Consider the following 23,586-nt stretch of genomic DNA (forward strand, 5'->3'; position numbering starts at 1 on the left):
CCGGGGTGGGCGGGAGCGCGCAGGTGCCGGTGAGCGGCGGGCGGGCCCTGGGGGGTGCCTCTATGTCTTTCGTCAAGCGAGGCGTGGGGTTCTGGGTTGGTAGAAGGTGCCGTCGCGGAGCATTGCGAACAGCACGTTGATCCGTTGTCGGGCGAGGCGGAGAAGGGCCTGCGTGTGGGTCTTGCCGCGGGCTCGGCATCGGTCGTAGTAGGTGCGGGAGGTGGGATCGTGCAGGGCGGCGAATGCGGACAGGAACATCGCGCGTTTGAGCTGCCGGTTGCCGCCTCTGGGTGCGTGTTCGCCGTGGATCGAGGTCCCCGACGACTTGGTCGTCGGGGCGAGGCCGGCGTAGGAGGCGAGGTGGGCGGCGGTGGGGAAGCTGGTGCCGTCGCCGACGGTGACCAGCAAGGTGGCGGCGGTCCTGACCGCGACCCCCGGAATCGAGGTCAGGACCGGGGAAAGAGGGTGAGTCTCCAGCAGCTGTCCGATCTGCGTTTCCAGGGCTCGTCGCTGTTCGTGGACGGCAGCGAGCGAACGGGCCAGGGACGGGATCACGAGGTCGAGGGTGCCGGTGCCCGGGACCACGACGGTCTGCTCATCGAGCGCGTCGAAGACCTCGTCGATCAGCCGCTGGGCCATGCGCGGGGCCTTGGGCCGGATCACCTCGACGAGCCTGCGGCGACCGGCCTTTCGCAGCGCGGCCGGAGATCCGTAGCGTTCCAGCAGCCAGGTCACGGCCTGATGGTCCAGACGCGGCCCGAGCACGCGCTCCAGTGAGGGATGGAACTGGGTGAGCAGGCCGCGTATCCGGTTGGAGGTGCGGGTGGCCACGGCCGCGAGGTCCTGGTCGAAGCCCACCAGCACGGTCAGTTCGGCGGTGATCTCGTCGGTCAGTTCCAACGAGCGCAGGGTGTGCGGCATGGTCCGGGCTGCGTCCGCGATCACCGCGGCGTCCTTCGCGTCGGTCTTCGCCTCGCCCGGGTAGAGGTCGGCGATCCGTCGCATGGCCAGCCCCGGCAGGTAGGCGACCTTGCAGCCCGCGTCCCGGGCGACCGTCAAGGGGAGGGCTCCGATCGAGGCGGGCTGGTCCACGATCACCAGCACGGTGCCGAACTTCGCTGCCAGCTTGTCGAAGACGGCCCGCAGCTTCGGCTCGCTGTTGGGCAGTTGTTTGTCGAAGACCTTCTTGCCGGCCGGGGTGAGCCCGTGCCCGTGATGGGCGCTCTTGCCTACGTCCAGGCCGAGGAAGACGCCCACGTCGTCGATGTCGTCCAACCCATCCTCCCGAACGGGGTTCGTGCGGTGCTGGCCAGGGCTTCGGCGTCGTATGCGCGCATCCACGTTATGCAGACCTGCCGCCCGCAAGCGGCCGGGCATTGCGCCAGGCCAGGCGGTAGTCGGACCTCTCATCAGCGTCTCCAACGGCGCCTCCCAGGCCCGGTGACACCACCCCCCAGGTCATCCGTTCGACAGGGGGGCAACAGTCATGCCGGGCCCGGAGGCCAGCGGCCCTCTTGCAGGACCGCGAAGAACATAACGGGGGGGAGTTGGGCCCGCCGGGGGGAGAGTATGCCGCTCACCGGCACGTTCGTCACAGTAGTCACAGGGATGATCACCGTGGTGCGCACTCGGTCATGACTCGGTCGCCTGCACGTAACACCACGAGGCAGTGGACGCCGGTCACCAAGGCAACCCAGGCTGCGCCCCCCCGTGGCGTCTCACCTGCCGCCGGGAGGTCCGTCCGTCAGTGCCGTTCCCTGGTCTCCGTGGGGCAGGGCGAGGGCGAGGTAGGGGTTCGCCGTCGACTTGGCCCTGAGGCCCAGGGTCGCCGTCGCGGCGGTCAGGGTCATGGCGTACGTGTCCACCGCCCGGCGTACGTTGGGGGCCTCCAGGCTGTCACCCGTCACGAGGCGGTCCAGGTCCACGTACGCCGAGCGCACGGTCTCGATCCAGCGGTACACACGCCAGTCGTCGCGCCAGCCCTTGGTGCAGTCCTCCGGCAGCCGACGGGACCAGCGGGCGAACAGCCGCTCCCGGATCTCGGGCAGCGTCGGCGTCAGGTGGATGTGGCGGACCAGGTCGTAGAGCGGATCGCCCACCATCGCCATTTCCCAGTCGATGAGGGTCAGCCCTGTGCCGTCCTCGCGGCGCACGAGGTTCCACGGGTTGAGGTCGCCGTGCAGGAGCACGGACCGGCGGGGCGTCACCATGTGCCGGTCGAGGATCTCGCCCAGCCGGACACTGCTGGACGGCAGGCCGAGTTCCCTGGCCAGATCGAGGGTCTCCTTGGGGAGTTCGGAGACCATGCGGATCAGTTCGTACCGCAGCCTCCAGGAGAAGTCCGCGCTGTCCGCGTCCGGATCGAGCAGGCCACCGTCGATCTTCGTCAGCTCACAGAGCTGGTCGACGAGGTCGTCCGCCTCGTGCGGCAACAGCCCGTCAGCCGGATGGTCGGGGTGCCGGATCTCCCCCTTCGGCCCCTCGTAGGAGTGGATGGTGAACTGGTCCCCGAGGTCACTGACGCCCAGCGCCAGCACCCTCGGGGCACGCACCCGTACCCCTGACTCCTCGATCACCCGGAGGACGGCGTGCTCGTTGAGGTAGCGGCGCTCCCGGGGGCTGGCCGACCCCACCTTCCGCCGCACCATGACGGGGAACGGCACGCCCGTGACCCACACCCCCGTACTGAGATGGGCCGTGCCCTTGAACACCCGGTCCGCGGCGGCGGCACCTTCCTCGAACAGCGCTTCCTGTACGGCCGCGGCGGGAAAGTCCCGGTGCTCGGGCACCCGCGGGTCGCTCGTCCAGGAGAGGGACGACACCGCCCGGTCGCGGCTGTGCCGGTTGCCGTGCGAGACGTTCCACCGGAAGAGAATGCGTTCGATCGCCTGCTCGTCCGGTACACGCTTCAACCGCAAGGGGGCCTCGGCCGCCAGCAGCGCCCGGTGCACCTCATGGGCCGCCCTGCCCAGGTCCCGCTCGTCGAAGGAGTCCCGGAGCGAGGTCGCCGCACGCATCACGTCCGGGTAGACGGACTGGGCCCTCTCGAAGGCGACATAGTGCTTCAGATCCCGCGTCAGACCGTTGACCGCCGTGGGGCGCCGCTGTGCCATCGCCGTGCACCACGCTTCCATCACCTCCGCCCACTGGTCGTCGGGGTACCGCATCCGCACCAGATGGGTGGCGAGGTCGTGCAGCGGATCACCGTAGGTCGCCAGTTCCCAGTCGACACAGATCAGCGGCGGGTCTCCGTGGTACGACACGATCACGTTGTCGCGGTGCAGATCGGTGTGGAGCAGGCTGAAGGGCCGGCCGGCCATGGAGGGCACCCGCTCGGCGAAGCGCACCAGGGCGTCCTCGGGAATGCCCAGCATCGCGAACAGACCACCGAACTCGTCCCAGTTGCGCTGCCGGATCTGCTCCTCCGCCGCGAGCGCCAGGGTCCGCAGGAAGGCCCGGCTGTCCCTGCCGGTCCGGGGCCAGGACTGCGGCAGGGCGGGCAGATCCTTCCTGCGCACCTGTGTCATGTCCGCCAGCAGGCCGGCCAGGGCGGAGATCACAGGGGAGTCGACCGGCTTGCCGTCGCGGCAGATGCCGGCCAGCGGCACGCCCCGCACATGGCTCAGGATCGCGACGTCCCGGCGCCTGACCAGGCACCGGGGGACATGCGGCAGCACGCGGCAGACCGCTGCGAGGATCTCGGTCTCGTCCGGCCAGGTTCTGATGACGACCGGAAGCGCGGTACGGATCTGCTCGCGCACGGTGACCCGGTCATGGCCGGCGAGGGCCGTGAGCCACAGGTCGACGCCCTCGGGCGGCGCCACCACGTAGGTGCGATGGTGGTGGCCCTGGCTGAACTCCCCCTGGGTCCTGGCATACGACACCAGCCTGTCGAACGCCTCATCGGCCGCGTGTGCCAGGCCGCGAGTACCGGGCTTCGGCGGAGCACCCACGGGCCACTCCTGAATAACTGTGCGTCACTTCTGATGTTCATGCGAAGTGAAAGAGGTGGCCCCAACTGTAGTTCCCCGAGTGACCCGCGGCGCGCCGACCCGAGGACCTCGTGGCCCTGATGGCTCAGGGCCGGCTCTTCAGCTGGTCGAGGACGAGCTTCAGAGAGCCGACGATGGACTCGGGGGCGACTCCCGCGTTCCTCAGTTCCGCGGCCTTCCGCCCGTTGCGCGCGTACCCCAGGAAGGCCACGCCGGCCTCACGGGCCGCCTGGAAGTCGGTCGGTGCGTCGCCGACCATCAGCGACGTGGAAGGGTCGGCACCCATGGCGTTCAGCGCCTGAACCAGGATGTGCGGGTTCGGCTTCATCAGATCCAGGTTCTGCGTACGGCCGTAGATGTAGGGGAAACAGCCGGTGAGGCCACGGCTCTCTATGTAACGAGCCGCCGCCAGCGCCGAGTTGTTGGTGGTGATGGCGAAACGGGCCCGTGTCGCCCAGGTCCTGATGAGCGGATCGGCGTACTCGGTGGGAAACGCCCTGGGGACGGCTTCCAGCTCCTGCCGGGTGAGCCACTCCTCCAGTTCGACGATCAGGTCGCTGCGGGGGTGTCGTCTGTTGACGCCGAGCAGCGCCACCTGCGGGTCCGTGGTGCGTCGCTCGGTCTCGGTGAGCAGCCCACCGAGACCACGCCCGTCGATCAACCGCACCAGGCTCTCGGCCACCTCCTCCGCCGGATGCCCCGCGAACAACCGGCATATCGGCCCGTCCAGATCCCACAGGACGAAACGAACGGAGGTGACCAGTTCTCGCAGGTTTTCTGTCTCTACTGTCACCAACTCAGTCTGCGCCGCATCAGAAGTCACTAGGAGAGTGTCAGGTCCGTGGTGATGGTTTCCCAGAGGGCGTTGAACCACCTCTGCGACTCGTCCACGAACGCCGAGTCCCGCCGGCCGGCGCGCTTCTCGAAGGAGAAGAGCAGCGACTCCGTGCCCAGGACGTCGTACATGTCCAGGGTGCCCGTGTCCGACGGCTCCTCACGGCGGGTGATCATGTAGTACGCCATCAACGCCTCCGACTCGTTGATGAGGTACAGCTTCATCGGCGGCGTGAAGGGGAGCGCCCGGAACGTGACGCGTACGTCGATGCCGTGCGAGGAGCGCAGTGAGCGGAGGTTGTGGCGCAGGACGTGACCCTGGGCGTTGCGCTGGGCCAGCCAGCGTGTGTGGACCGGGTCGGCGTCGCCGTGTTCCGTGACGGAGATCGGGAAGGCCAGGTTGATGTCCCGGGACGGCAGCAGGATGCGGACGTCGATGGACTCGGGGCGGACGCGGCCCTCGTGGACCAGGCGGACGGGCTCGCCCAGGGCCAGCATCAGGGTCTCCGCCGTGAGGCACGCCGCGTCGATACGGACGTGAGGGGTAGAGAACGCCTCCGCCAGCCGTGGCGCGAGGCCCACCATCGTCGGCTGGGGCTGGTCGTGGGTCGGGGCCGGTTCGGCGACGCGGGGCGGGCTGCCCTTGCTCACGTTGCTGAGCAGACCGTCGTTGTGGAGCACGCGCAGCGCCTGGCGGACCGTGCCGCGTTCCACGCCGAACTCCTCGGCGAGCTCGGCCTGGGTCGGCAGGCGGTCGCCGGCCTTGAGATCTCCGGCGCGTATGCGGTCGCGCAGGACATCGGCGATCTCCTGCGGTGAGAGCCTTCTGCTGCCGTTCACTGCAACGTTCTCCTGGGTCACGGCCAAAACGTACAACTTCCGTCCATCTTTGGGGAGTTGTTTTTGAGTTGTTTGTAGATGACGACCAAGTGGGCATAACTTAGTCGAAGTTGGTTGCCAACTTGATGGACTTGGGCGGAGGTTCTGCCTCCTTTCGCAAACCTTTGGCACGTAGTCGCCCTCAGCACGTGTGCACATGACGCCCCGCGTCACTCGGTTCCGCACCCGCTCCACCGAAACGCCCCGAAGGAGGAACACCCATGCCCGTCCTCGCCCTCCTCTCCGCAGTCCTCGTCGCCGGTTTCGAGCAGTTCGTCCAGTGGCGCTACGGCCCCATGGGTATCGTCGGCCTGCTGCTCCTCACCATCGGACTCAAGGCCAAGAGCCCCCTGTGCAGCTCCATCGGGGCCGTCGTCCTGGCCCTGATGGTCGCCGGACCGGCCCTGTGAGCAGCGCCGGTCAGTTCGTGAGCAGCAGCTCCGAACTGATCGTCTCCCACAGGGCGTCGAACCACAGGTGCGACTGTTCCACGAAGGTCGTGTCCCGTAGGCCGGCCCCCTGCTCGAAGGCGAACAGCATCGACCGGGTGCCCTCGGCGTCGTACGTCTCCAGCTGTTCACTGTCCACCTCCTGCTCCCGGCGCTGGACGGTGTAGTAGGCGAAGAGCGCCTCCGAGCCGTTCAGCAGGTACAGCTTCACCGGCGGGGTGAAGGGAAGCGCGCGGAAGGAAACGTGCACGTCGATGCCGTGCGTGGAGCGGAGCGCTTGCAGGTTGTGCCGCAGGACCTGGCCCTGTGCGTTGCGCTGGGCGAGCCAGCGGCGTTGCAGCCGGCCGTCGGACGAGGGGTTCACCGGGGCCGGGAAGGCGAGGTCGATGTCACGGCTGGGCAGCAGGACGCGGACGTCGATCCTGTCCGGTTTGATGCGCCCCGCGTGAATCTCGCGCAACGGCTCCCCCAGAGCGAGGGTCAGCGAGACCGCTGTCAGGCACAGTGCGTCGATCTCGACGTGCCGGGCGGTGAAGGCGGCCGAAATACGTGGGGCGAGCGCCACCATCGTGGGCTGGGGCGGGACCTCGGGACCAGTGGGCACCTTCCCCGGGATCGGAGCCACGGTGGCAGGGCTGCCCTTGGAAACGTTGGTGAGCAGCTGCTCCGACTGCAGGATGCGCAGCGCCTGGCGTACGGCACCCCGCTCCACGCCGAACTCGTCGGCCAGCTGGGCCTGAGTGGGCATGCGCTGGCCCGGCCTCAGTTCGCCGGACCTGATCCGGCTGCGCAACGCGTCGGCCACCTCGTGATGTGACCTCTGTGGCGGATGTGACCTCTTCCGCCCATTGACTGCGGCATGTTCCCCGTCCACGACCGAACATTACAACTTCGCGCCATCTTTGGGCAGTTCATGAGAAGGTGGTTATGAGACGACCCCAAACGGAGATAAGTAACGTTGAGTTGGTCGCCAACTTGAGCAACATGGTCAAACTTAACGGGGGTTGGTCACCCACAGGTGACCACGGATCGCTGAGGGTGACTCCGTCGACAGGTGAGCGATCAGCAACACAGGGCCGGACTCCCTTCCGGAGGGGAGCCGGGAGCTCGGCCGGCCGCGTACAGCCATAACCGAAGAGCACAGCCACAGTTGAACAGCACAGTCACAACTGAAGAGCACCGTCACAACTTCATATGGGGAGCCATCACAACTGCATAGCTACGGATACGCAATTCAGCACCACAGCAGAACCAGAACCAACTGCACCACCCGCACATCAGCACGGAAGGAGCACCACTCACGGGAGGTCCGGGCACCACGCGTGCCTGGACGTACTCGGCCGTACGCAGCAGGGCGCCCAACTCGCCACCTTCGATGGTGAGTTCGGCGCCCTCATGTGTCTCCCCTTCCGCCCTGTCCCTCACCGGAGCAGGTCGGACACCTGGGCTTCCCCGTCGCGGTACCTGCGGGCGATCTCCGCACTGCAACCGTCGGCCGTGCGCTGGAGCTGCTGGCGGCGGCGGGAGATCTGCTGCTCGTAGCGGACGAGACGGCGCAGGCCCGCGCCGAGCTCGTCGTCCGTGCGGGCCTGAAGGTCGGACAGCTCCACCTCGGCGAGCATGTCGGAGGCCAGGGCCCGGTATTCCTCACCCTGTGGGGTGCCCAGCGTCACATGGCGGGCCGAGGAGCGGTGCCGGGCGGGCGCGTCCGTGAGGATCTCCGGGAGCCGGTCGACCACGCCGACGGGCGCCGCCGCCCCGTCCCCCTCCGCGGCCCCGCCCCGCCCTGCCAGCTCGGCCCGCAGAATGTCGATGCGGCCCTGGAGCAGCCGCCGTACATAGCTGAGGTCGGCCTCGTCCCGCTGGGCCTCCCGGCGCAGGGCCCGCAGGTCGGACAGCCGGAGCAGGGTCAGATCCCGGCTGGACTGATCGGGCGCCACCGGTGTGCTGTTCGTACGCTGCACGGGCGGGCGGTGAGCGCCCCCGACCACCCGCTCCACCCACTCCGTCCATTCCGCCGACGGCTGCCCCGTACTGGTGTTCGTACCCGAAGTGCTCATGCGTCTCAACCGTCCCCTCAGCCGGCGCGGTGCACCCCACGCACGCACCGCAACACCAGGCATCGTGCCACCCGAAGTAGCCGCTATGTGACCGAGTGACCCTGATCTGCCCCTGATCTGCCCCGGATGCGGGGTTAAGAATCAAAAGGATCATTAACGATGATCGCCCGAGTCACCGCTTCGGCCGTACGGTGAGGACGAGCCTGCCGGGGCCGCGTCCAGGCCCCCTCCCCTGGCGCCGTCAGTACCTCCATACGAGTGACGCGTCATCGCACGGCATCATGGTCCCCATGCGTGCGGTGGTACAGAGGGTGGACGGCGCGAGCGTCGTCGTGGGCGGGGAGACGGTCGGCGCGATCGAGGGCGAGGGGTTGTGCGTCCTCGTCGGAGTCACGCACGACGACACCAAGGAGAAGGCCGCCCAGCTCGCCCGCAAGCTGTGGTCGATCCGGATGCTGCACGACGAGAAGTCGTGCAGCGACATCGACGCTCCGCTGCTGGTCATCAGCCAGTTCACGCTGTACGGCGACGCCCGCAAGGGCCGCCGCCCCACCTGGAACGCGGCCGCCCCCGGCGAGGTCGCCGAGCCCCTCGTCGACGAGGTCGTGGCCCAGCTGCGTGCGCTGGGCGCGACGGTGGCCACGGGCCGCTTCGGCGCCCGGATGCGGGTGTCCCTGACGAACGACGGCCCGTTCACCGTGCTGCTGGAGATGTGAGCGGCCCCGCTGCTGAAGACTCCGAAGACGTGAGCCTCAGGGCTCGACCACGACCTCCTGGGCCGCCGCCGTCGTGTCGGCCATCAACGGCGCGTCCGTCGGCACGTTCCGCTTGACCAGCGCCAGCGCCACCGGGCCCAGCTCGTGGTGGCGTACGGACGTGGTCACGAAGCCGATCTTCCGGCCGTCGGGACCGTCGTCCGCCAGGCGGATCTCCGTGCCGTGCGGCGGCAGGTGGACCTCGCTGCCGTCCAGGTGGAGGAAGACGAGGCGGCGCGGCGGCTTGCCCAGGTTCTGGACGCGGGCGACCGTCTCCTGGCCCCGGTAGCAGCCCTTCTGGAGGTGGACCGCGGTGCCGATCAGGCCCAGTTCGTGCGGGATGGTCCGGTGGTCGGTCTCGAAGCCGAGCCGCGGGCGGTGCGCCTCGACGCGCAGGGCCTCGTAGGCGAGCAGCCCGGCCGCCGGGCCGGCCTTCTCGGCGTACGACTCCAGGTCCGTACGCGGCAGGAAGAGGTCGCGGCCGTACGGTGTCTCGCGGACGACGACGCCCTCCGGCGCCTCGGTGATCGAACCGGCCGGCAGGTGCACGACCGCGACGTCACCGGTGCGGTCGGCGACATCGACCCGGTAGAAGAACTTCATCGACTCCAGGTACGCGATCAGCGCGTCCTGCGTGCCGGGCTCGACGTGCGCCCAGACCGTCTCGCCGTCGTCCACCAGGTACAGCGCGTGCTCGATGTGGCCGTGCGCGGAGAGGACGAGCGCCTCGGTGGCCTGGTGCGGCGGGAGGTCGCTGACGTGCTGGGTGAGCAGCAGGTGCAGCCAGCTCAGCCGGTCCTCACCGGAGACGGTCAGGACCCCCCGGTGGGAGAGGTCCACGAATCCGGTGCCGTCGGCGAGGGCCCGCTGCTCGCGGAACAGGTCGCCGTAGTGGGCGGCTACGCCTTCGTCCACGCCCTCGGCGGGGACGGCGCCGGGCAGGGACAGCAGGGGACTCTTCATACGGACCAGCCTACGACGTGGTAGTTGAACCCTTCAGGGAACATCGCTCGCACCGGCCGAAGATCGCGAAGTGCTTCATGTCCGTGTCGAAGCCGAAGGTCTCACGCAGCTTGGCCGTGAAGTCGGCGGCCACCTCGACATCGGCCTCGATGACGGTCGTGCAGTCGCGGCACACGAGGTGGATGTGGTGGTGCCGGTCGGCCAGGTGGTACGTCGGGGCGCCGTGACCGAGGTGGGCGTGCGAGACCAGCCCCAGCTCCTCCAGGAGCTCCAGGGTCCGGTACACGGTGGAAATGTTGACCCCCGACGCCGTCTTCCTCACTTCCGCGAGGATGTCGTCGGGGGTCGCGTGCTCCAGGGTGTCCACTGCTTCGAGGACAAGCTGACGCTGCGGCGTCAGCCGGTAGCCGCGCTGCCTGAGGTCGCTCTTCCAGTCGGTGCTCACCACACCGGAAAGTCTAGGACGACGCGAGCGTGTCCAACTGGTGTCTCCTACTTGAAGAAGGCGATCCCGTCGTCCGGAAGGTCGTCCGGCAGGGCCTTGGCCCAGCGCTCGACCTCCTCCGGGGTGACGACCTTCTTCAGGTGCGCCGACATGTAGGGGCGCAGCTCGACCTCGGGGGTCTGCTTCTCGCCGACCCACATCAGGTCGCTCTTGACGTAGCCGTAGAGCCGCTTGCCGCCCGTGTACGGTCCCGACGCCGCCGTGCGCGCGACCGCGTCCGTGACCAGGTCGATCTGCGGCTTCTTGTCGGCCAGTTCGCCGTACCAGACCTCGACGACACCGTCGTGGCGAACCATTGTCACCTCGACCTTGCGGTCGGCGTCGATCCGCCAGAAGCCGGACTCCGACTCCAGTGGCCGGACCTTGTTGCCCTCCTGGTCCAGCACCCAGGTGTGGGAGCGGTACTCCAGGAAGTCCCGGCCGTCGTGGGTGAAGGTGACCTCCTGGCCGAAGTTGCACTTCTCCGAGCCGGGGAAGTCGTGCACGCCCGCGCCGGCCCAGTTGCCGAGCAGGAAGGCGAGCGGGACGAGGTCCTTGTGCAGGTCGGACGGAATCTCGATCATGGGAGAAAGTTCCTGGACGTGGGTCAGCGCTGGCCCTGGTACAGCTTCTTCACGGTCAGCCCGGCGAAGGCGAGGACGCCGACGCAGACCAGGACCAGCAGGGCTTCGAAGAAGATCTCCACGGGGTGCTCCTCGATTGAGCGGAGAGGGCGGTACATACAGAGCCGCCCCCCAGCTTACGCGGCCGGGATCGGCCCCTTCGCGTCAGGTACGGCTCAGCGCGGGAGCCGGCGCCGGAACTACCATGCGGGCATGGCGAAGAAGCTCGTGATCAAGGTGACGGCCGGGGCGGACGCCCCCGAGCGCTGCTCGCAGGCGTTCACCGTCGCGGCGGTGGCCGTGGCCAGCGGTGTCGATGTCTCCCTGTGGCTGACCGGCGAGTCCTCCTGGTTCGCGCTGCCGGGCCGTGCCGCCGAGTTCGAGCTCCCGCACGCCGCCCCGCTCCCCGACCTGATCGACTCGGTCCTGGCGGGGGGCAGCCTCACCCTGTGCACCCAGTGCGCTGCCCGCCGCGACATCACGGAGACGGACGTCATCGAGGGCGTGCGTATCGCGGGCGCCCAGGTCTTCGTCCAGGAGGCGATGGCGGACGGGACACAGGCGCTCGTCTACTGAGACGGGCGGCTCACCCCTCGGTCCGCACCCACAGGCAGAAGGGGTGTCCGGCCGGATCGAACAGCACCCGTACGTCGTCCTGGGGCTGGTGATCGGCGAGTACGGCACCCTCGGCGACCGCCCGCGCCGTCTCGCCCTCCAGGTCGTCGACCTCGATGTCCAGGTGCAGCATCATCTGCTGGTCGCCGGGGTTCCTGGACGGCCAGACGGGGCGGACGTACTTGGGCTCGGTCTCGAAGGCGAGCGAGACACCGTCACCGCCCGGCGGCCCGACGAGCACCCAGTGCGGCTCGTCCGCCCGCACCTCGTACCCCAGCAACCGTACGTAGAAGTCGGCCAGCTCATGCGCGTCGTGCGCATCGAGCACAACGGTGGACACCTTCGCGCGTGGCATGGGCCCTTGGTACTACCGGCGCTTCTTCCCGTCCAGCTCGTCCCACCACTCGTCGGACTGCGGGTCGCCGGAGGGGTCGTCCCACCAGCGGTCGTCGGGCCCGCGCCGGTTGGCGACCATCGCGGCCACCGGCGGGATCAGCATCGCCACCACGCACATGCCCACCGCCGCCGGAACCGACCAGAGCCGCACGACACCCCAGGCCAGGACGAAGAGCACCACACACGTCCCCATCATGGCGAAGTAGAGGCGACGCCGCCGTGCGTACATACGTCCAGGGTAGGTCTGGAGGGCCGGAGAACGGGCAAGGGCCGCGCCCCGGGTGTCGAACCCGTGGGGCGCGGCCCTTCGGTCGTGGACCGTGGGTGGCGTCAGACGGCGATCGCGACCTCTGCCAGGCCGCCCGTCTGGGCGACCACCGTACGGTCGGCGGTGCCGCCGGGGACGAGGGCGCGCACGGTCCAGGTGCCCTCGGCCGCGTAGAACCGGAACTGTCCGGTGGCCGAGGTGGGCACCTCGGCGGTGAACTCGCCCGTCGAGTCCAGGAGACGGACGTAGCCGACCACCGGCTCGCCGTCGCGGGTCACCTGGCCCTGGATGGTGGTCTCACCGGGCTTGATCGTCGAGGCGTCCGGCCCGCCGGCCTTCGCTCCACACATGTGTTTCTCCAGAGGTTCTGACCAGAGGGTTCGGTCGGGTGGTCGGATTGCTTACTGGCGGATCGCCTGCTGGCGGGGTGCCTGCTGGCGGGCTGCCTACTTGTTGGCGCCGAGCTCGATCGGCACGCCGACGAGGGAGCCGTACTCGGTCCAGGAGCCGTCGTAGTTCTTGACGTTCTCCACACCGAGCAGCTCGTGCAGCACGAACCAGGTGAGCGCGGAGCGCTCGCCGATCCGGCAGTACGCGATGGTGTCCTTGGCCAGGTCCACGCTCTCCTCGGCGTAGAGCTCCTTGAGCTCGTCGTCCGACTTGAAGGTGCCGTCGTCGTTGGCGTTCTTGGACCACGGGATGTTGCGGGCGGTCGGGACGTGCCCCGGACGCTGCGACTGCTCCTGCGGCAGGTGCGCCGGAGCGAGCAGCTTGCCCGAGAACTCGTCGGGCGAGCGGACGTCGACCAGGTTCTGCGCACCGATCGCGGCGACCACGTCGTCACGGAAGGCGCGGATCGAGGTGTCCTGCGGCTTGGCCTTGTACTCGGTCTTCGCGCGCTCGGGCACCTCGGAGCCGTCGACCAGCTCGCGGGCGTCCAGCTCCCACTTCTTGCGGCCGCCGTCGAGGAGCTTGACGTTCTCGTGGCCGTACAGCTTGAAGTACCAGTAGGCGTACGAGGCGAACCAGTTGTTGTTGCCGCCGTAGAGGATCACCGTGGTGTCGTTGGCGATGCCCTTCTCCGACAGGAGCTTCTCGAAGCCCTCCTGGTCGATGAAGTCACGGCGCACCGGGTCCTGGAGGTCCTGGGTCCAGTCGATCCGGATGGCGTTCTTGATGTGGTTCTTCTCGTACGCGGACGTGTCCTCGTCGACCTCGACGATGGCAATCGTCGGGTCGTCCAGGTGGTCCTGGACCCAGTCGGCGTCGACCAGGACGTCGCTGCGGCTCATGCTCTTTCTCCTCCGGGGCAGTTGCGGCGGGACTTGTGCGTGGAGATTTCCGGTGCGGGCGCTCGGCCCGGCCATGCAGGCCAGGGAACCGGTCGGCCTGTGCGGCGCACGGATGGCCCTGGGTCAGGTCGGGGGCCGGGAAAAACCGGGAGGCTGCGCTCCCGGTCAGACAGCGCGACAGAGCATGGCGGCGACGCGGCACAGGTCTACTGCCCGCCGCTTCGTGAGGTCCGCCTGTCGCTTCATGACTGCGATCGTAAGGACGGACGGGCGGGCGTGTCACCGGTGCTTCACATAGTGAGATGCGATCGTCCGGGATGCGAGACGGATGGGCCGCAGCGGCGGATGGCGCCGGGATTCAGAACCGGCTTGGCCACCGTCGCATCTGCTCACATCTGCTGTACGGACGACAGCGTCTCGCCTTTCGGACAGGCAGACCAGAAGGCCGAGGGCTTGCGAGCTGTACGGGGCGTCTGATGGACCGTGCTACCCCGCCAGCCTCACGTCCGAACCCTTCACCGTGATCTCCACACCATCGTTACCGCCCTCCACCTTGTCGAGCTTGATGCCGCCGGGGAGGTCGTTGATCTTCTGCTGGAAGTCGGTGATCGAGCGGAGTGTGTTCTCGGCGAGGTCGACGCCGAGGTTGGGGATGGAGTCCGCGCGTACCTCCACGGTGTCGCCCTTGACGCTGACCGTGCTGAGCACGGAGACCGGCTCGGGCAGCTTGTTACCGAGGACGGTGGCCTCGACCTCGACCTTGATCTTGCCGCCGCCACCGGCGGAGAGGCCGACGACCTGGGCGGAGACACCGGGGGTCACATCGGTGGGCTCGGACTTCGCGGCCCTGAGGAGCTCGTCGTACGGGATGGTGGCGGTGCCCGTGGCGCTCCGCGCGGTGGCGGAGCTGTAGTCGCCGGAGAAGACGACGCCGCGCATGTCGGCCTTCAGGTCCGCGATACGGATCTTCTCGGTGCCGCTGCCCGTGGCGGCCTCGTAGTCCTTGATGCCGACCTCGACGTCGTCCAGTTCGCCGCCCGCGACCTGGGTGAGGAAGGGGAAGCCCTTGATGGACACGGCCGGGTCGGTGGTCAGGCCCTCGGTGGTCCGCAGCTTCTGCGCGGCCTGGTCCTCGGCGAAGTTGACCGCGACCCGGTCGGCGATCACGAACAGGCCGCCCAGGACCACGGCGACGATGAGCAGTATTCGCAGTGCGCGCATGTCTCGGTGTTCCCCCACGTTTTCCACTCGGCGGTCGTCGGTCGTCGGTCGTCCGCGGTCGTCGACGGCCTGGGTGGCCGTCGGGTGCGAGCGTAATCCGGACACGGCTCGGTCGGTGAACGGTTTGCGGGCTTGTTGATCAAGTGGCCGCGATCAGCGGAAGGAGGATCAGCTTCCAACGGGTGAATCCGACCGTTCGGGGACGGCGCCCCAGGGGAGAGCGGGAAGCCCATTCTCCGTACCGGACAGTCGATGTCAGTGATCAGTGAGCAGGGAGCCGTCCCATGCCGAAGTTCCTCATTCAGTCCACCTACACGACCGAGGGCACGAAGGGGCTGCTCAGCGAGGGCGCGAGTGGCCGCCGCGCCGCCGTCGAGCAGATCGTCACCGGCCTCGGCGGGAAGGTCGAGGCCATGTACTTCGCCTTCGGAGAGGACGACCTCGTGCTCATCGTCGACTTCCCCGACCCGGTCTCCATGGCCGCCGTCAGCCTCACCGTCAAGGCCAGCGGTGCCCTCCACACCCGGGCCACCCCTCTACTCACCCTCGACGAGATCGACGAGGCCTCCCGCCGGAAGGTGAGCTTCCGCGCCCCCGGCAAGTGAAGCGGTCGGACGCGTGGGCCCGCTCCCCCTGCCCTACCCCAGCGCCCGCCCCAGCAGGTACACCGCGGGGGCCGCGGCCGCCAGGGGCAGGGCCACGCCCGCCGTCATGTGGACGAACCGGGACGGGTAGTCGTAGCCGGCGACGCGGTGACCGATCAGGGCGCAGACGGCGGCCCCGAGGCCGAGGTAGGCGCCCGGAGTGCCGACCCCCGTCATGCCGCCGAGCACGAGGCCGGCGCCCGCGCCCGCCAGGAGGGCGGCCGTCACGGAGACCACCGTGGGCAGGGGCAGCGCACGGACCACGATCGCCACGGCCACCGCGCCCGCGCCCACGGACACCGCGTCCGGCGCGGCCGCGAGGTGCCCGGCGGCGATGATCGACAGCGCGGCCGACGCGACCGTGGCCATCAGGCCGTACATGCGCTCGTCCGGGTCGGCGTGGCTGCGCAGCTGGAGGACCAGGGCCAGCAGCACCCAGACGCCGAGCGTGCCGAGGATCGCGGCGGGTGCGTTCTCCCGGCCCGCCGCCAGCAGCACCACGTCCGCCGTCACGGCGCCCGCGAAGGCCAGCGCGATGCCCTGCCGGGCGGGCCACATGCCGTTCAGCCGGAACCAGCCGGCCGCGGTCACCGCCTGGAGGATCACCAGGGGCACGACGAGGGCGTACTGGCCGACCACCGCCGCCCCCGCGAGCAGCGCGCCCAGCACGGCAGTGATCAGCGCGGGCTGCGCACCGGGCTCGATGATCGGCGACCGGCCCTCGGCGCGGGCGCGCTGGGCGTCGGTCACACGGGCGTTGCCGGTGAGGGTGGGAGGGCCGTAGCCGGGTTCTTCCGGAGCGGAGGAGGGCTGCGCGGGAGCCGGCGCGGCGGTTCCGTCAGGGGACGGGGGCTGCTGGGCTGCGTATGACGAGGGCGGGGACGAGGCCGAGGGCTGCTGGGGCGCGTATGACGCGGGCGAGGGCTGCTGAGGGCTGTACTGCTGGTGGCCCGGCGACATGTACGCCGTCTCCGTCACGTCCGCCTGGGCGGTCGGCATGTGTACCTGGGTCTCCCAGGTCTGGCCCTCCCACTGCTGGGTGTACTGCTGGGCGTGGGCGGCCTGCGTCTCGTCGTGGCCCTGCCAGTCGGGCTGCTGGTACCCCGGCTGCGGCTGGTACCCCGGCTGCTGCTGGCCTGCTTGCCCCTGCTGACCCGGCTGCTGCTGATACGGGTCGTAGCCCTCGTACGGGGCGCCGTACGGCTGGTTGCTCATGATCGCGTCACCCTCCTGCGAACGGCGGGAGCACCTCGACCGTGCCGCCCTCGGCCAGCCGTACCGTCTCATGTCCGCGGGTGCCCACGGGGTCACCGTCGATGAGGAACGAGCATCGCCGCAGGACGCGGACGAGTTCGCCGGGGTGTCGCTCGCGGACCGCGTCCAGTGCCTCGGCGAGCGTGACCGCGTCGTACGGCTCCTCGGCGACGCCCGCGGCGGCCTTGGCGGCTGCCCAGTAGCGCACCGTGCCCTTTGCCATCTCGTCCCTCGATCGGTTGTGTGGTGAACACGGTCAGGCTATCGGGAGGTCCCGGGTGTGGATGCCGCCGGAGCCCTCGGCTGCGGCGGCCGCCGCCCATGCGCCGATCCGCCTCAGCAGCCCGTCGTCCGCCGCGTGTTCCGCGTGGCCCATCCCCGGCTCCAGCCAGAGTTCGCCGTGGTCGCCGGCCGCCGCGGCCAGCATCCGCGGATGGTCCACCGGGAAGTAGCCGTCACGGTCGCCGTGGACGATGAGGAGAGGCGTCGGGGCGATCAGGGGGACCGACTCCACGGGGGACGAGGGCACCGGGTCCCATTCGCGGTGATGGATACGGGTGCGCAGGCCGTAGCGGCCGACCGCGCGGCCCAGGGGCCGGGTGACCAGCCAGTGCAGCCGCCGCATGGGAGCCGTGCCCCGGTAGTACCAGCGGGCGGGCGCACTCACCGAGACAACCACGTCCGTATGTGCCGCGACCACATGTGCCCCCGTGCGCCCCTCGTGCGCCGCGGGGCCGTGCAGCGCCGCGTGCCGCAGGACCACCGAGCCCCCCATCGAGAAGCCGACGGTGGCCACGCGCGTGTGCCCGAGTTCCCGTGCCCAGGCGACCGCCGCCGCCAGGTCGAGCACCTCGCGGTCACCGAGCGTGGAGCGCCCGCCCGATCCCCCGTGACCACGGAAGGAGAAGGTCACCACGGCTCCGTACCGGGCGAGGACGCGCGCCACCCGGCGTACGTGCGGGCGCTCCAGATCGCCCGTGAAGCCATGGGCGACGACGAACACCAGGTCACGGGAAGGTGGCCTCCCGGCGTCGTACACGAGGGCTGCCGGCTCGTACACGGAATCGATCGGCACGCCGTCGAGCGTGCGCAGAAACCTCCGGACAGGGGCGCGGGAGGCCGTCTCAGAGTTCGGGAAGGAGAGGGATCGCATCACATGACCTGCCGGACCAGTGCTCTTGTGGGCTATTCTGCTGGGCAGAGGACTCGGGCAGCGTAGCCCCCGGGTCCTTTTGTGCTTTCGGAAGCGTTGTATACGACGCGGGAAACCGCAGGTGTACGGGGCGTCGATCGCATACGCGGGCCCCGAGGGCCGGGGATTCGCACCGCACCGAACATGTACCGAGCACGTACCGGGCAGTACCCAGCAGTACCAGGCAGTGCCGTAAACGTCCTCGCAGGGACCGAGGAGGAACCAGACGTTATGGGCGAGCGATCCGTGCACGATCCGAAGACGACGACCTGGGCAGGTGGGGCGCGATGAGCTCTCTGCTGCTCCTGACCAACGCCCTCCAGCCGTCGACGGAGGTGCTTCCCGCTCTCGGTCTGCTCCTGCACAACGTGCGAGTGGCTCCTGCGGAAGGCCCCGCCCTCGTCGACACCCCCGGCGCCGACGTCATCCTCATCGACGGCCGCCGGGACCTCCCGCAGGTCCGCAGCCTGTGCCAGCTGCTGCGTTCCACCGGGCCCGGTTGTCCCCTCATCCTCGTCGTCACCGAGGGCGGCCTCGCTGCCGTCACCGCCGACTGGGGCATCGACGACGTGCTGCTCGACACCGCCGGTCCGGCGGAGGTCGAGGCGCGGCTGCGGCTCGCCATGGGCCGCCAGCAGATCGTCAGCGACGACTCCCCCATGGAGATCCGCAACGGCGACCTGTCGGTGGATGAGGCGACCTACAGCGCCAAGCTCAAGGGACGCGTCCTCGACCTGACCTTCAAGGAGTTCGAGCTCCTGAAGTACCTCGCCCAGCACCCCGGCCGCGTCTTCACGCGCGCACAGCTGCTCCAGGAGGTCTGGGGCTACGACTACTTCGGCGGCACGCGGACCGTCGACGTCCACGTACGACGGCTGCGCGCGAAGCTCGGACCGGAGCACGAGTCGCTGATCGGGACCGTCCGGAACGTCGGTTATCGATTCGTTACTCCGGAAAGGCCGGAGAGGACGGAAAGGGCGGACCGGGGCTCGGACGAGTCGAAGGCCGCGTCGAAGGCCCCGTCGAACACCGCGGTGGCCCGGCCAAAGGCGGAGGATGCGGACGAGACGGCCCGCCTGAACGCGGTGGACACCGCCGAAGTGGCCGCGGACGCATAGCACTGGCGTGGGGGGGTACTGGGGCGTACGCGGTCGCCGCGCGCAGGTTGGCGCCAGGTTGGGGCCGGTACGCCCTGCCCAGCGCATTGCAATCCGCGTAGACTCCGCGCGTGGCGAAGGTGACTAGGGATGACGTGGCGCGGTTGGCGGGGACTTCCACCGCCGTCGTCAGCTATGTCATCAACAACGGACCCCGGCCGGTCGCCCCGGCCACGCGCGAGCGTGTCCTCGCCGCGATCAAGGAACTGGGGTACCGGCCCGACCGGGTCGCCCAGGCCATGGCGTCGCGGCGGACGGAGCTCATAGGCCTGATCGTGCCGGACGCGCGCCAGCCGTTCTTCGGCGAGATGGCGCACGCCGTCGAACAGGCGGCCGCCGAGCGCGGCAAGATGGTCCTCGTCGGCAACTCCGACTACATCGCCGAGCGCGAGGTCCACTATCTGCGGGCTTTCCTCGGGATGCGGGTCTCCGGGCTGGTCCTCGTCAGCCACGCGCTCAGCGACAACGCCGCGGCCGAGATCGAGGCGTGGGACGCGCGGGTGGTGCTGCTGCACGAGCGGCCCGAGGCGATCGACGACGTCGCGGTCGTGACCGACGACATCGGGGGCGCGCAGGAGGCCGTGCGGCACCTGCTGGAGCACGGGAACGAGTACGTGGCCTGTATGGGCGGCATCGCGGAGACGCCGCTGGTCGGTGACCCCGTCTCCGACCACGTCGAGGGGTGGCGGCGCGCGATGGGCGACGCCGGGATCTCCACGGAGGGGCGCCTGTTCGAGGCGCCGTACAACCGCTACGACGCGTACGAGGTCGCTCTGGAGCTGCTGTCCGGGCCCCGTCGGCCGCCCGCGATCTTCTGTTCCACCGATGACCAGGCGATCGGTGTGCTGCGGGCCGCGCGGGAGCTGCGGATCGATGTGCCCGGGGAGCTGGCGGTGGTCGGGTACGACGACGTGAAGGAAGCGGGGCTGACCGATCCGCCGATGACGACCGTGGCGTCGGATCGTACGGGAATGGCACGTGCGGCAGTCGATCTCGTGCTGGACGACGGGCTTCGGGTGGCCGGGTCGCGTCGTGAGCGGGTGAAGCTGTTTCCGTCGCGGTTGGTTGTGCGGCGGTCCTGCGGGTGTGGGTAGTGCCGTAGAGGTTGCAGGCGTCCCGGAAAGGCCGGTGGCCCCCGCGTCCCGAAGGGGATGCGGGGGCCACCGGCCTTTCCGGGTGGGCTCCAACGGCCCTCCCGGTGGGCTCAGAACAACAGGTTGTACTGGTTGAAGCCCGTGCCCAGGCTGATCCTCGACGCGAACAGGTCGCTGGACGCCTTGTTCGTGCCCCGGTAGAGCCACAGCGTGCCGCCCGAGTCACGGGCCATGACGTCGGCGATGCCGTCGCCGGTCACGTCGCCGTTGGTGACGTAGGACGTGAAGTTCCAGCCGGTGCGGGCCTTGATGCGGCCCGACCAGGGGGCCGAGGCCTTGCCCGTGCCGCGGTAGAGGTACAGGGTGCCGTCCGGGTAGCGGACCAGCAGGTCCGCCTTGCCGTCGCCGGACAGGTCACCGCGACCCATCAGCTTCATGCCCTTCCAGGCACCGGAGACGACCTTGATCTTGCTGTTGAACTGGCCGTTGCCCTTGCCCGGGTAGAGGTAGACCGAGCCGTCCGCGTCCAGGGCGACGAGGTCGGGGCGGGCGTCACCGGTCAGGTCGCCGGGGATGGCGTACGACTTGTAGCCGCCCCAGACGGAGCTGATCTGCATCCACTCCCACGCCCAGCTGGAGTGGTTCATGTAGCTGCGGTACAGCTTGCCGTCCGTCTTGTCGCGGATGATCAGGTCCTGGTAGAAGTCGCGGTCCAGGTCGGCCTGCATGGCCCAGCTGGCGTACTCCCAGCCGTTGCCCTGGTACGCGCGGGTCGCGAGCGACGTGCCCTTGCTGTCCTGCTGGAACAGGTTGCCCGACGGCGTGCGGGCCAGCAGGTCGGCGCGGCCGTCGTAGCTCAGGTCGGTGTCGTCGATGCGCGGCTGGGCCGCCCAGGTGTACGAGGAGACCTTGGTGAAGACGGGGTAGGCGCCCTCGGCGGTGCAGCCCTGGACCCCCCAGGAGACGATGCCGATGATCTTGCCGCCCACGACCAGCGGGCCGCCGGAGTCACCGTTGCAGGGGCTGACGGTGCCCGCGTCGCCGCCGGTGGCCGGGGTGCCCGCACAGGTCATCGAGCCCTCGGCGAAGACGTCCTCGCCGAGCACGTTCCGCATGGCGGTGTCGCAGGTCGAGTCCGCGACGACCTTGAGGCTCGCCTTGCGGAGCTTGGGGGACAGCTCGGCGTCCGCGCCGCCGGAGGTCAGGCCCCAGCCGTACACCGTGCCGGTGGTGCCGGGGGTGTAGAGCGAGCTGTCGTCGGAGGCCGCCAGGCGCAGTCCGGCCTGCTCCAGGGGGCGGTCCAGGGTGAGGACGGCGACGTCGTTCTTGATGGTCGACTCGTCGTACTTCGGGTGGCTCCACTGGCGCCATACCCCGGCGACGGTGCCCGTGGAGCCGTCGAGAAGATCGGCGGTTCCCGAGACGACGGCACCGTACTTCTGCCAGTCCAGGCCGGCCACGCAGTGGGCGGCGGTGAGGACCTTGTTGGGGGCGACGAGCGTGCCACCGCAGAAGTAGCTCTGGCCGGCCTCGTCGGAGTAGTAGAGCTGGACCATCCACGGGGCGCTGGAGATCGTCGTCTCGGTGCCGCCGATGATGAACGGGGACTGCTGCTCGGAGGACTCAGGAGAGTCCGTGGAGTCGTTCGCCGCTTCCGGCTTGGACGCTTCTTCCTTGGCCGCTTCCGCCTTGGCCGCCTCTGCGGCTCGTTCGCGCAGTTCGGCGTCGGAGGCGGTGGGCTTCGGGGCGGCGCTCTGCTGCCGGGCGGTGCCCGGGTCGGGAAGGGTGGCGGGTCCGTCGGCCGCGCTCGCGGGCGTCGCGAGTGCGCCGGCGCAGCTCAGCGCCAGCGCGAGGGCGGCCGCGGGCAGCGCCGTGACTGCACGTCTGTGACGGCCGCGCGGGGCACGTATCACTCAGGGCTCCTGGGGTGCGAGATGTCGTATGGGGCCCGAGAAGGGCCAGACAACGCGCAGGCCAACCCTGCGGCGTGCATGACATGGCCATGACGTACACAGATGGCGAAACCGCGGAGCCCCCCTCCGGCGCGGACGATCATAGGCACCAAATGTCCCTGTGCGCGCCGGTGTCACAGCATCCAAACAAGAGTTCGCCCGACACCTTCAGGGAACTCACCTCACGGCAACCTTCCGTTTCCCTTCCCACCCGGCCTTACATCGGGCATACGCGCTTCTGTCGGGCTTCTCAGCCGGTACTCAGGCACCTCTCATGGACGCGGCGCAATCTGGGAGTCATGACCGAGAGCTTCCGCCGCAGCGGCGAGTACGAGAACCCCCAGGGTCACGGACACCAGCCCGCGTACCCCGAGCAGCAAGCCTCCGCCTCCCCGGTGAACCCGGTGAACCCGGTGAACCCGGCGCAATCGGCACAAGCGGCGCACCCGGAATGGCCGCCCCCGCCCCCGTACCAGCCCCAGGCGCCGTCGAACGCCGGGAAGCGCGCCCGCGGTCCGATGGCCCTCCTCGCGGCCGTGGCGATCGTCGCGGCAGCGATCGGCGGCGGCACCGCGTACGGCATCCAGACGCTGACCGGCAACGACACCGCGGCCTCCACCAGCGCCACGAGCGCCACGAGTGTCGTGCCCGCCAGCCAGAAGGGCACGGTGGCCGGGGTCGCCAAGGCGGTGAGCCCGAGCATCGTGGAGGTCAGCGCGAGCTCGAACGCCGGTGAGTCGACCGGTTCGGGCGTGATCATCACCAAGGGTGGCGAGATCATCACCAACAACCACGTCGTCGCCGACGCCTCCTCGGTCAAGGTGACGACCAGCACCGGCAAGACGTACACGGCCCGGGTCGTCGGCACCGACAGCAAGAAGGACCTCGCGCTGATCAAGCTCGTGAACGCCTCCGGTCTGAAGGCGGCCACGCTGGGCGACTCCGGCAACGTCAAGGTCGGCGACGAGGTCGTCGCGATCGGCTCCCCGGAGGGGCTGTCCGGCACGGTCACCAGCGGCATCGTCTCCGCGCTCAACCGGGACGTCACGGTCGCCACGGGCGGCGGGCAGCAGCAACAGCAGCAGGGTGGTCCGGGCGGTGGCGGCGACTGGCCGTTCGAGTTCGGCGGGCAGCAGTTCAACGGCGACACCGGCTCGTCCACGACGACGTACAAGGCGATACAGACCGACGCCTCACTGAACCCGGGCAATTCCGGCGGCGCGCTGATCGACATGAACGGCGACATCATCGGCATCAACTCGGCGATGTACTCGGCGGCCCAGTCCTCCTCCGACGCGGGCAGCGTCGGCCTCGGCTTCGCCATCCCGATCAACACGGTGAAGGCCGACCTGAGCACGCTGCGGGCCGGCGGCTCCGGCAGCTGAGCCGCCCCGGATGTGCCTCTGAGCCGCCCCTGATCTGCCTCTGATCTGCCCTGATCTGCCTCGGACACGGCCGTCAC

At 69.4% G+C, this 23,586-nt stretch carries 26 protein-coding genes; 7 read left to right on the plus strand and 19 right to left on the minus strand.

Annotated features, from left to right (window positions below; all coding sequences use genetic code 11):
- Positions 1 to 72: 72 nt before the first annotated feature.
- The 4 genes from IE262_RS24690 to IE262_RS24705 form a co-directional block, all read right to left on the minus strand.
- A complete protein-coding gene (locus IE262_RS24690; RefSeq protein WP_189876545.1) occupies positions 73 to 1,275 on the minus strand; it encodes an IS110 family RNA-guided transposase in 1,203 nt (400 codons plus the stop codon).
- A 443-nt stretch (positions 1,276 to 1,718) separates the two neighbouring features.
- The gene (locus IE262_RS24695; RefSeq protein ID WP_229877442.1) at positions 1,719 to 3,953 is read right to left on the minus strand and encodes an aminoglycoside phosphotransferase family protein; all 2,235 of its coding nucleotides are present in this window, start codon (positions 3,951 to 3,953) and stop codon (positions 1,719 to 1,721) included.
- A 124-nt stretch (positions 3,954 to 4,077) separates the two neighbouring features.
- Positions 4,078 to 4,785, minus strand: a complete 708-nt coding sequence (locus IE262_RS24700) for an HAD family hydrolase (RefSeq protein WP_229877443.1) — start codon at positions 4,783 to 4,785, stop codon at positions 4,078 to 4,080.
- A 29-nt stretch (positions 4,786 to 4,814) separates the two neighbouring features.
- Complete coding sequence (locus tag IE262_RS24705; RefSeq protein ID WP_189876549.1) at positions 4,815 to 5,693, minus strand: GntR family transcriptional regulator; 879 nt, start codon at positions 5,691 to 5,693, stop codon at positions 4,815 to 4,817.
- 233 nt (positions 5,694 to 5,926) lie between these two features.
- Here IE262_RS24705 and IE262_RS24710 point away from each other — a divergent pair, with 233 nt between their 5' ends.
- Entirely contained in the window at positions 5,927 to 6,115 is a 189-nt protein-coding gene (locus IE262_RS24710; RefSeq protein WP_134033202.1) for a hypothetical protein, read from the plus strand.
- A 10-nt stretch (positions 6,116 to 6,125) separates the two neighbouring features.
- Here the strand turns inward: IE262_RS24710 and IE262_RS24715 are convergent, their stop codons facing one another.
- Both IE262_RS24715 and IE262_RS24720 read right to left on the minus strand, forming a co-directional pair.
- Entirely contained in the window at positions 6,126 to 7,028 is a 903-nt protein-coding gene (locus IE262_RS24715) for a winged helix-turn-helix domain-containing protein (RefSeq protein ID WP_134033199.1), read from the minus strand.
- Positions 7,029 to 7,575: 547 nt separating this feature from the next.
- The gene (locus tag IE262_RS24720; protein WP_134033197.1) at positions 7,576 to 8,214 is read right to left on the minus strand and encodes an RsiG family protein; all 639 of its coding nucleotides are present in this window, start codon (positions 8,212 to 8,214) and stop codon (positions 7,576 to 7,578) included.
- A 290-nt stretch (positions 8,215 to 8,504) separates the two neighbouring features.
- Between IE262_RS24720 and dtd the strand changes: the two genes are divergently transcribed.
- Positions 8,505 to 8,930, plus strand: a complete 426-nt coding sequence (gene dtd, locus IE262_RS24725) for a D-aminoacyl-tRNA deacylase (RefSeq protein WP_189876551.1) — start codon at positions 8,505 to 8,507, stop codon at positions 8,928 to 8,930.
- A gap of 36 nt (positions 8,931 to 8,966) precedes the next feature.
- On the opposite strand, the gene ygfZ is transcribed toward dtd, so the two are convergent.
- From ygfZ to IE262_RS24740, 3 genes are read right to left on the minus strand one after another with little or no spacing between them, the layout of a single operon-like run.
- Entirely contained in the window at positions 8,967 to 9,932 is a 966-nt protein-coding gene (gene ygfZ, locus IE262_RS24730) for a CAF17-like 4Fe-4S cluster assembly/insertion protein YgfZ (RefSeq protein WP_189876553.1), read from the minus strand.
- Between the two features lie 10 nt (positions 9,933 to 9,942).
- A complete protein-coding gene (locus tag IE262_RS24735; RefSeq protein WP_134033188.1) occupies positions 9,943 to 10,380 on the minus strand; it encodes a Fur family transcriptional regulator in 438 nt (145 codons plus the stop codon).
- Positions 10,381 to 10,424: 44 nt separating this feature from the next.
- Entirely contained in the window at positions 10,425 to 11,000 is a 576-nt protein-coding gene (locus tag IE262_RS24740) for a heme-binding beta-barrel domain-containing protein (RefSeq protein WP_134033185.1), read from the minus strand.
- Between the two features lie 252 nt (positions 11,001 to 11,252).
- Between IE262_RS24740 and IE262_RS24745 the strand changes: the two genes are divergently transcribed.
- Positions 11,253 to 11,615: a DsrE family protein gene (locus IE262_RS24745; protein WP_134033182.1), complete on the plus strand. Its 363-nt coding sequence runs from the start codon at positions 11,253 to 11,255 to the stop codon at positions 11,613 to 11,615.
- A 10-nt stretch (positions 11,616 to 11,625) separates the two neighbouring features.
- On the opposite strand, the gene IE262_RS24750 is transcribed toward IE262_RS24745, so the two are convergent.
- From IE262_RS24750 to IE262_RS24770, 6 genes are all read right to left on the minus strand, one after another.
- Positions 11,626 to 12,009, minus strand: coding sequence for a VOC family protein (locus IE262_RS24750; RefSeq protein WP_189876555.1), 384 nt, complete (start codon positions 12,007 to 12,009; stop codon positions 11,626 to 11,628).
- Between the two features lie 12 nt (positions 12,010 to 12,021).
- Positions 12,022 to 12,279, minus strand: coding sequence for a DUF3099 domain-containing protein (locus IE262_RS24755; RefSeq protein WP_134033176.1), 258 nt, complete (start codon positions 12,277 to 12,279; stop codon positions 12,022 to 12,024).
- A gap of 101 nt (positions 12,280 to 12,380) precedes the next feature.
- Positions 12,381 to 12,668, minus strand: coding sequence for a DUF1416 domain-containing protein (locus IE262_RS24760; protein ID WP_093780197.1), 288 nt, complete (start codon positions 12,666 to 12,668; stop codon positions 12,381 to 12,383).
- 96 nt (positions 12,669 to 12,764) lie between these two features.
- The gene (locus tag IE262_RS24765) at positions 12,765 to 13,610 is read right to left on the minus strand and encodes a sulfurtransferase (protein WP_134033170.1); all 846 of its coding nucleotides are present in this window, start codon (positions 13,608 to 13,610) and stop codon (positions 12,765 to 12,767) included.
- A 165-nt stretch (positions 13,611 to 13,775) separates the two neighbouring features.
- Positions 13,776 to 13,856: a putative leader peptide gene (locus tag IE262_RS40580; RefSeq protein ID WP_350962106.1), complete on the minus strand. Its 81-nt coding sequence runs from the start codon at positions 13,854 to 13,856 to the stop codon at positions 13,776 to 13,778.
- Positions 13,857 to 14,096: 240 nt separating this feature from the next.
- Positions 14,097 to 14,831 (minus strand): LmeA family phospholipid-binding protein, encoded by a 735-nt coding sequence (locus IE262_RS24770; protein WP_189876557.1) that lies wholly within the window; start codon positions 14,829 to 14,831, stop codon positions 14,097 to 14,099.
- Positions 14,832 to 15,115: 284 nt separating this feature from the next.
- Here IE262_RS24770 and IE262_RS24775 point away from each other — a divergent pair, with 284 nt between their 5' ends.
- Positions 15,116 to 15,436, plus strand: coding sequence for a GYD domain-containing protein (locus tag IE262_RS24775; RefSeq protein ID WP_189876559.1), 321 nt, complete (start codon positions 15,116 to 15,118; stop codon positions 15,434 to 15,436).
- 33 nt (positions 15,437 to 15,469) lie between these two features.
- Here the strand turns inward: IE262_RS24775 and IE262_RS24780 are convergent, their stop codons facing one another.
- From IE262_RS24780 to IE262_RS24790, 3 genes are read right to left on the minus strand one after another with little or no spacing between them, the layout of a single operon-like run.
- On the minus strand, positions 15,470 to 16,690 hold the full coding sequence (locus IE262_RS24780) for a hypothetical protein (protein WP_189876561.1): 1,221 nt from the start codon (positions 16,688 to 16,690) through the stop codon (positions 15,470 to 15,472).
- Positions 16,691 to 16,697: 7 nt separating this feature from the next.
- Positions 16,698 to 16,952 carry a MoaD/ThiS family protein gene (locus IE262_RS24785; RefSeq protein ID WP_134033158.1) on the minus strand — a complete coding sequence of 85 codons (255 nt, stop codon included), beginning with the start codon at positions 16,950 to 16,952 and terminating at the stop codon, positions 16,698 to 16,700.
- 33 nt (positions 16,953 to 16,985) lie between these two features.
- Positions 16,986 to 17,882, minus strand: coding sequence for an alpha/beta hydrolase family protein (locus tag IE262_RS24790; RefSeq protein WP_189876563.1), 897 nt, complete (start codon positions 17,880 to 17,882; stop codon positions 16,986 to 16,988).
- A 326-nt stretch (positions 17,883 to 18,208) separates the two neighbouring features.
- On the opposite strand from IE262_RS24790, the gene IE262_RS24795 reads away from it, so the two are divergent.
- A complete protein-coding gene (locus IE262_RS24795) occupies positions 18,209 to 19,039 on the plus strand; it encodes a winged helix-turn-helix transcriptional regulator (RefSeq protein WP_134033152.1) in 831 nt (276 codons plus the stop codon).
- A gap of 110 nt (positions 19,040 to 19,149) precedes the next feature.
- The gene (locus IE262_RS24800) at positions 19,150 to 20,172 is read left to right on the plus strand and encodes a LacI family DNA-binding transcriptional regulator (RefSeq protein WP_134033149.1); all 1,023 of its coding nucleotides are present in this window, start codon (positions 19,150 to 19,152) and stop codon (positions 20,170 to 20,172) included.
- Positions 20,173 to 20,282: 110 nt separating this feature from the next.
- Here the strand turns inward: IE262_RS24800 and IE262_RS24805 are convergent, their stop codons facing one another.
- Entirely contained in the window at positions 20,283 to 22,085 is a 1,803-nt protein-coding gene (locus tag IE262_RS24805) for a trypsin-like serine protease (protein ID WP_189876565.1), read from the minus strand.
- A 338-nt stretch (positions 22,086 to 22,423) separates the two neighbouring features.
- Here IE262_RS24805 and IE262_RS24810 point away from each other — a divergent pair, with 338 nt between their 5' ends.
- On the plus strand, positions 22,424 to 23,509 hold the full coding sequence (locus IE262_RS24810; protein WP_189876567.1) for a S1C family serine protease: 1,086 nt from the start codon (positions 22,424 to 22,426) through the stop codon (positions 23,507 to 23,509).
- Positions 23,510 to 23,586 lie beyond the last annotated feature (77 nt).

Origin of the sequence: Streptomyces bluensis, from assembly GCF_014650715.1 — a bacterium.
GTDB lineage: Bacteria > Actinomycetota > Actinomycetes > Streptomycetales > Streptomycetaceae > Streptomyces > Streptomyces bluensis.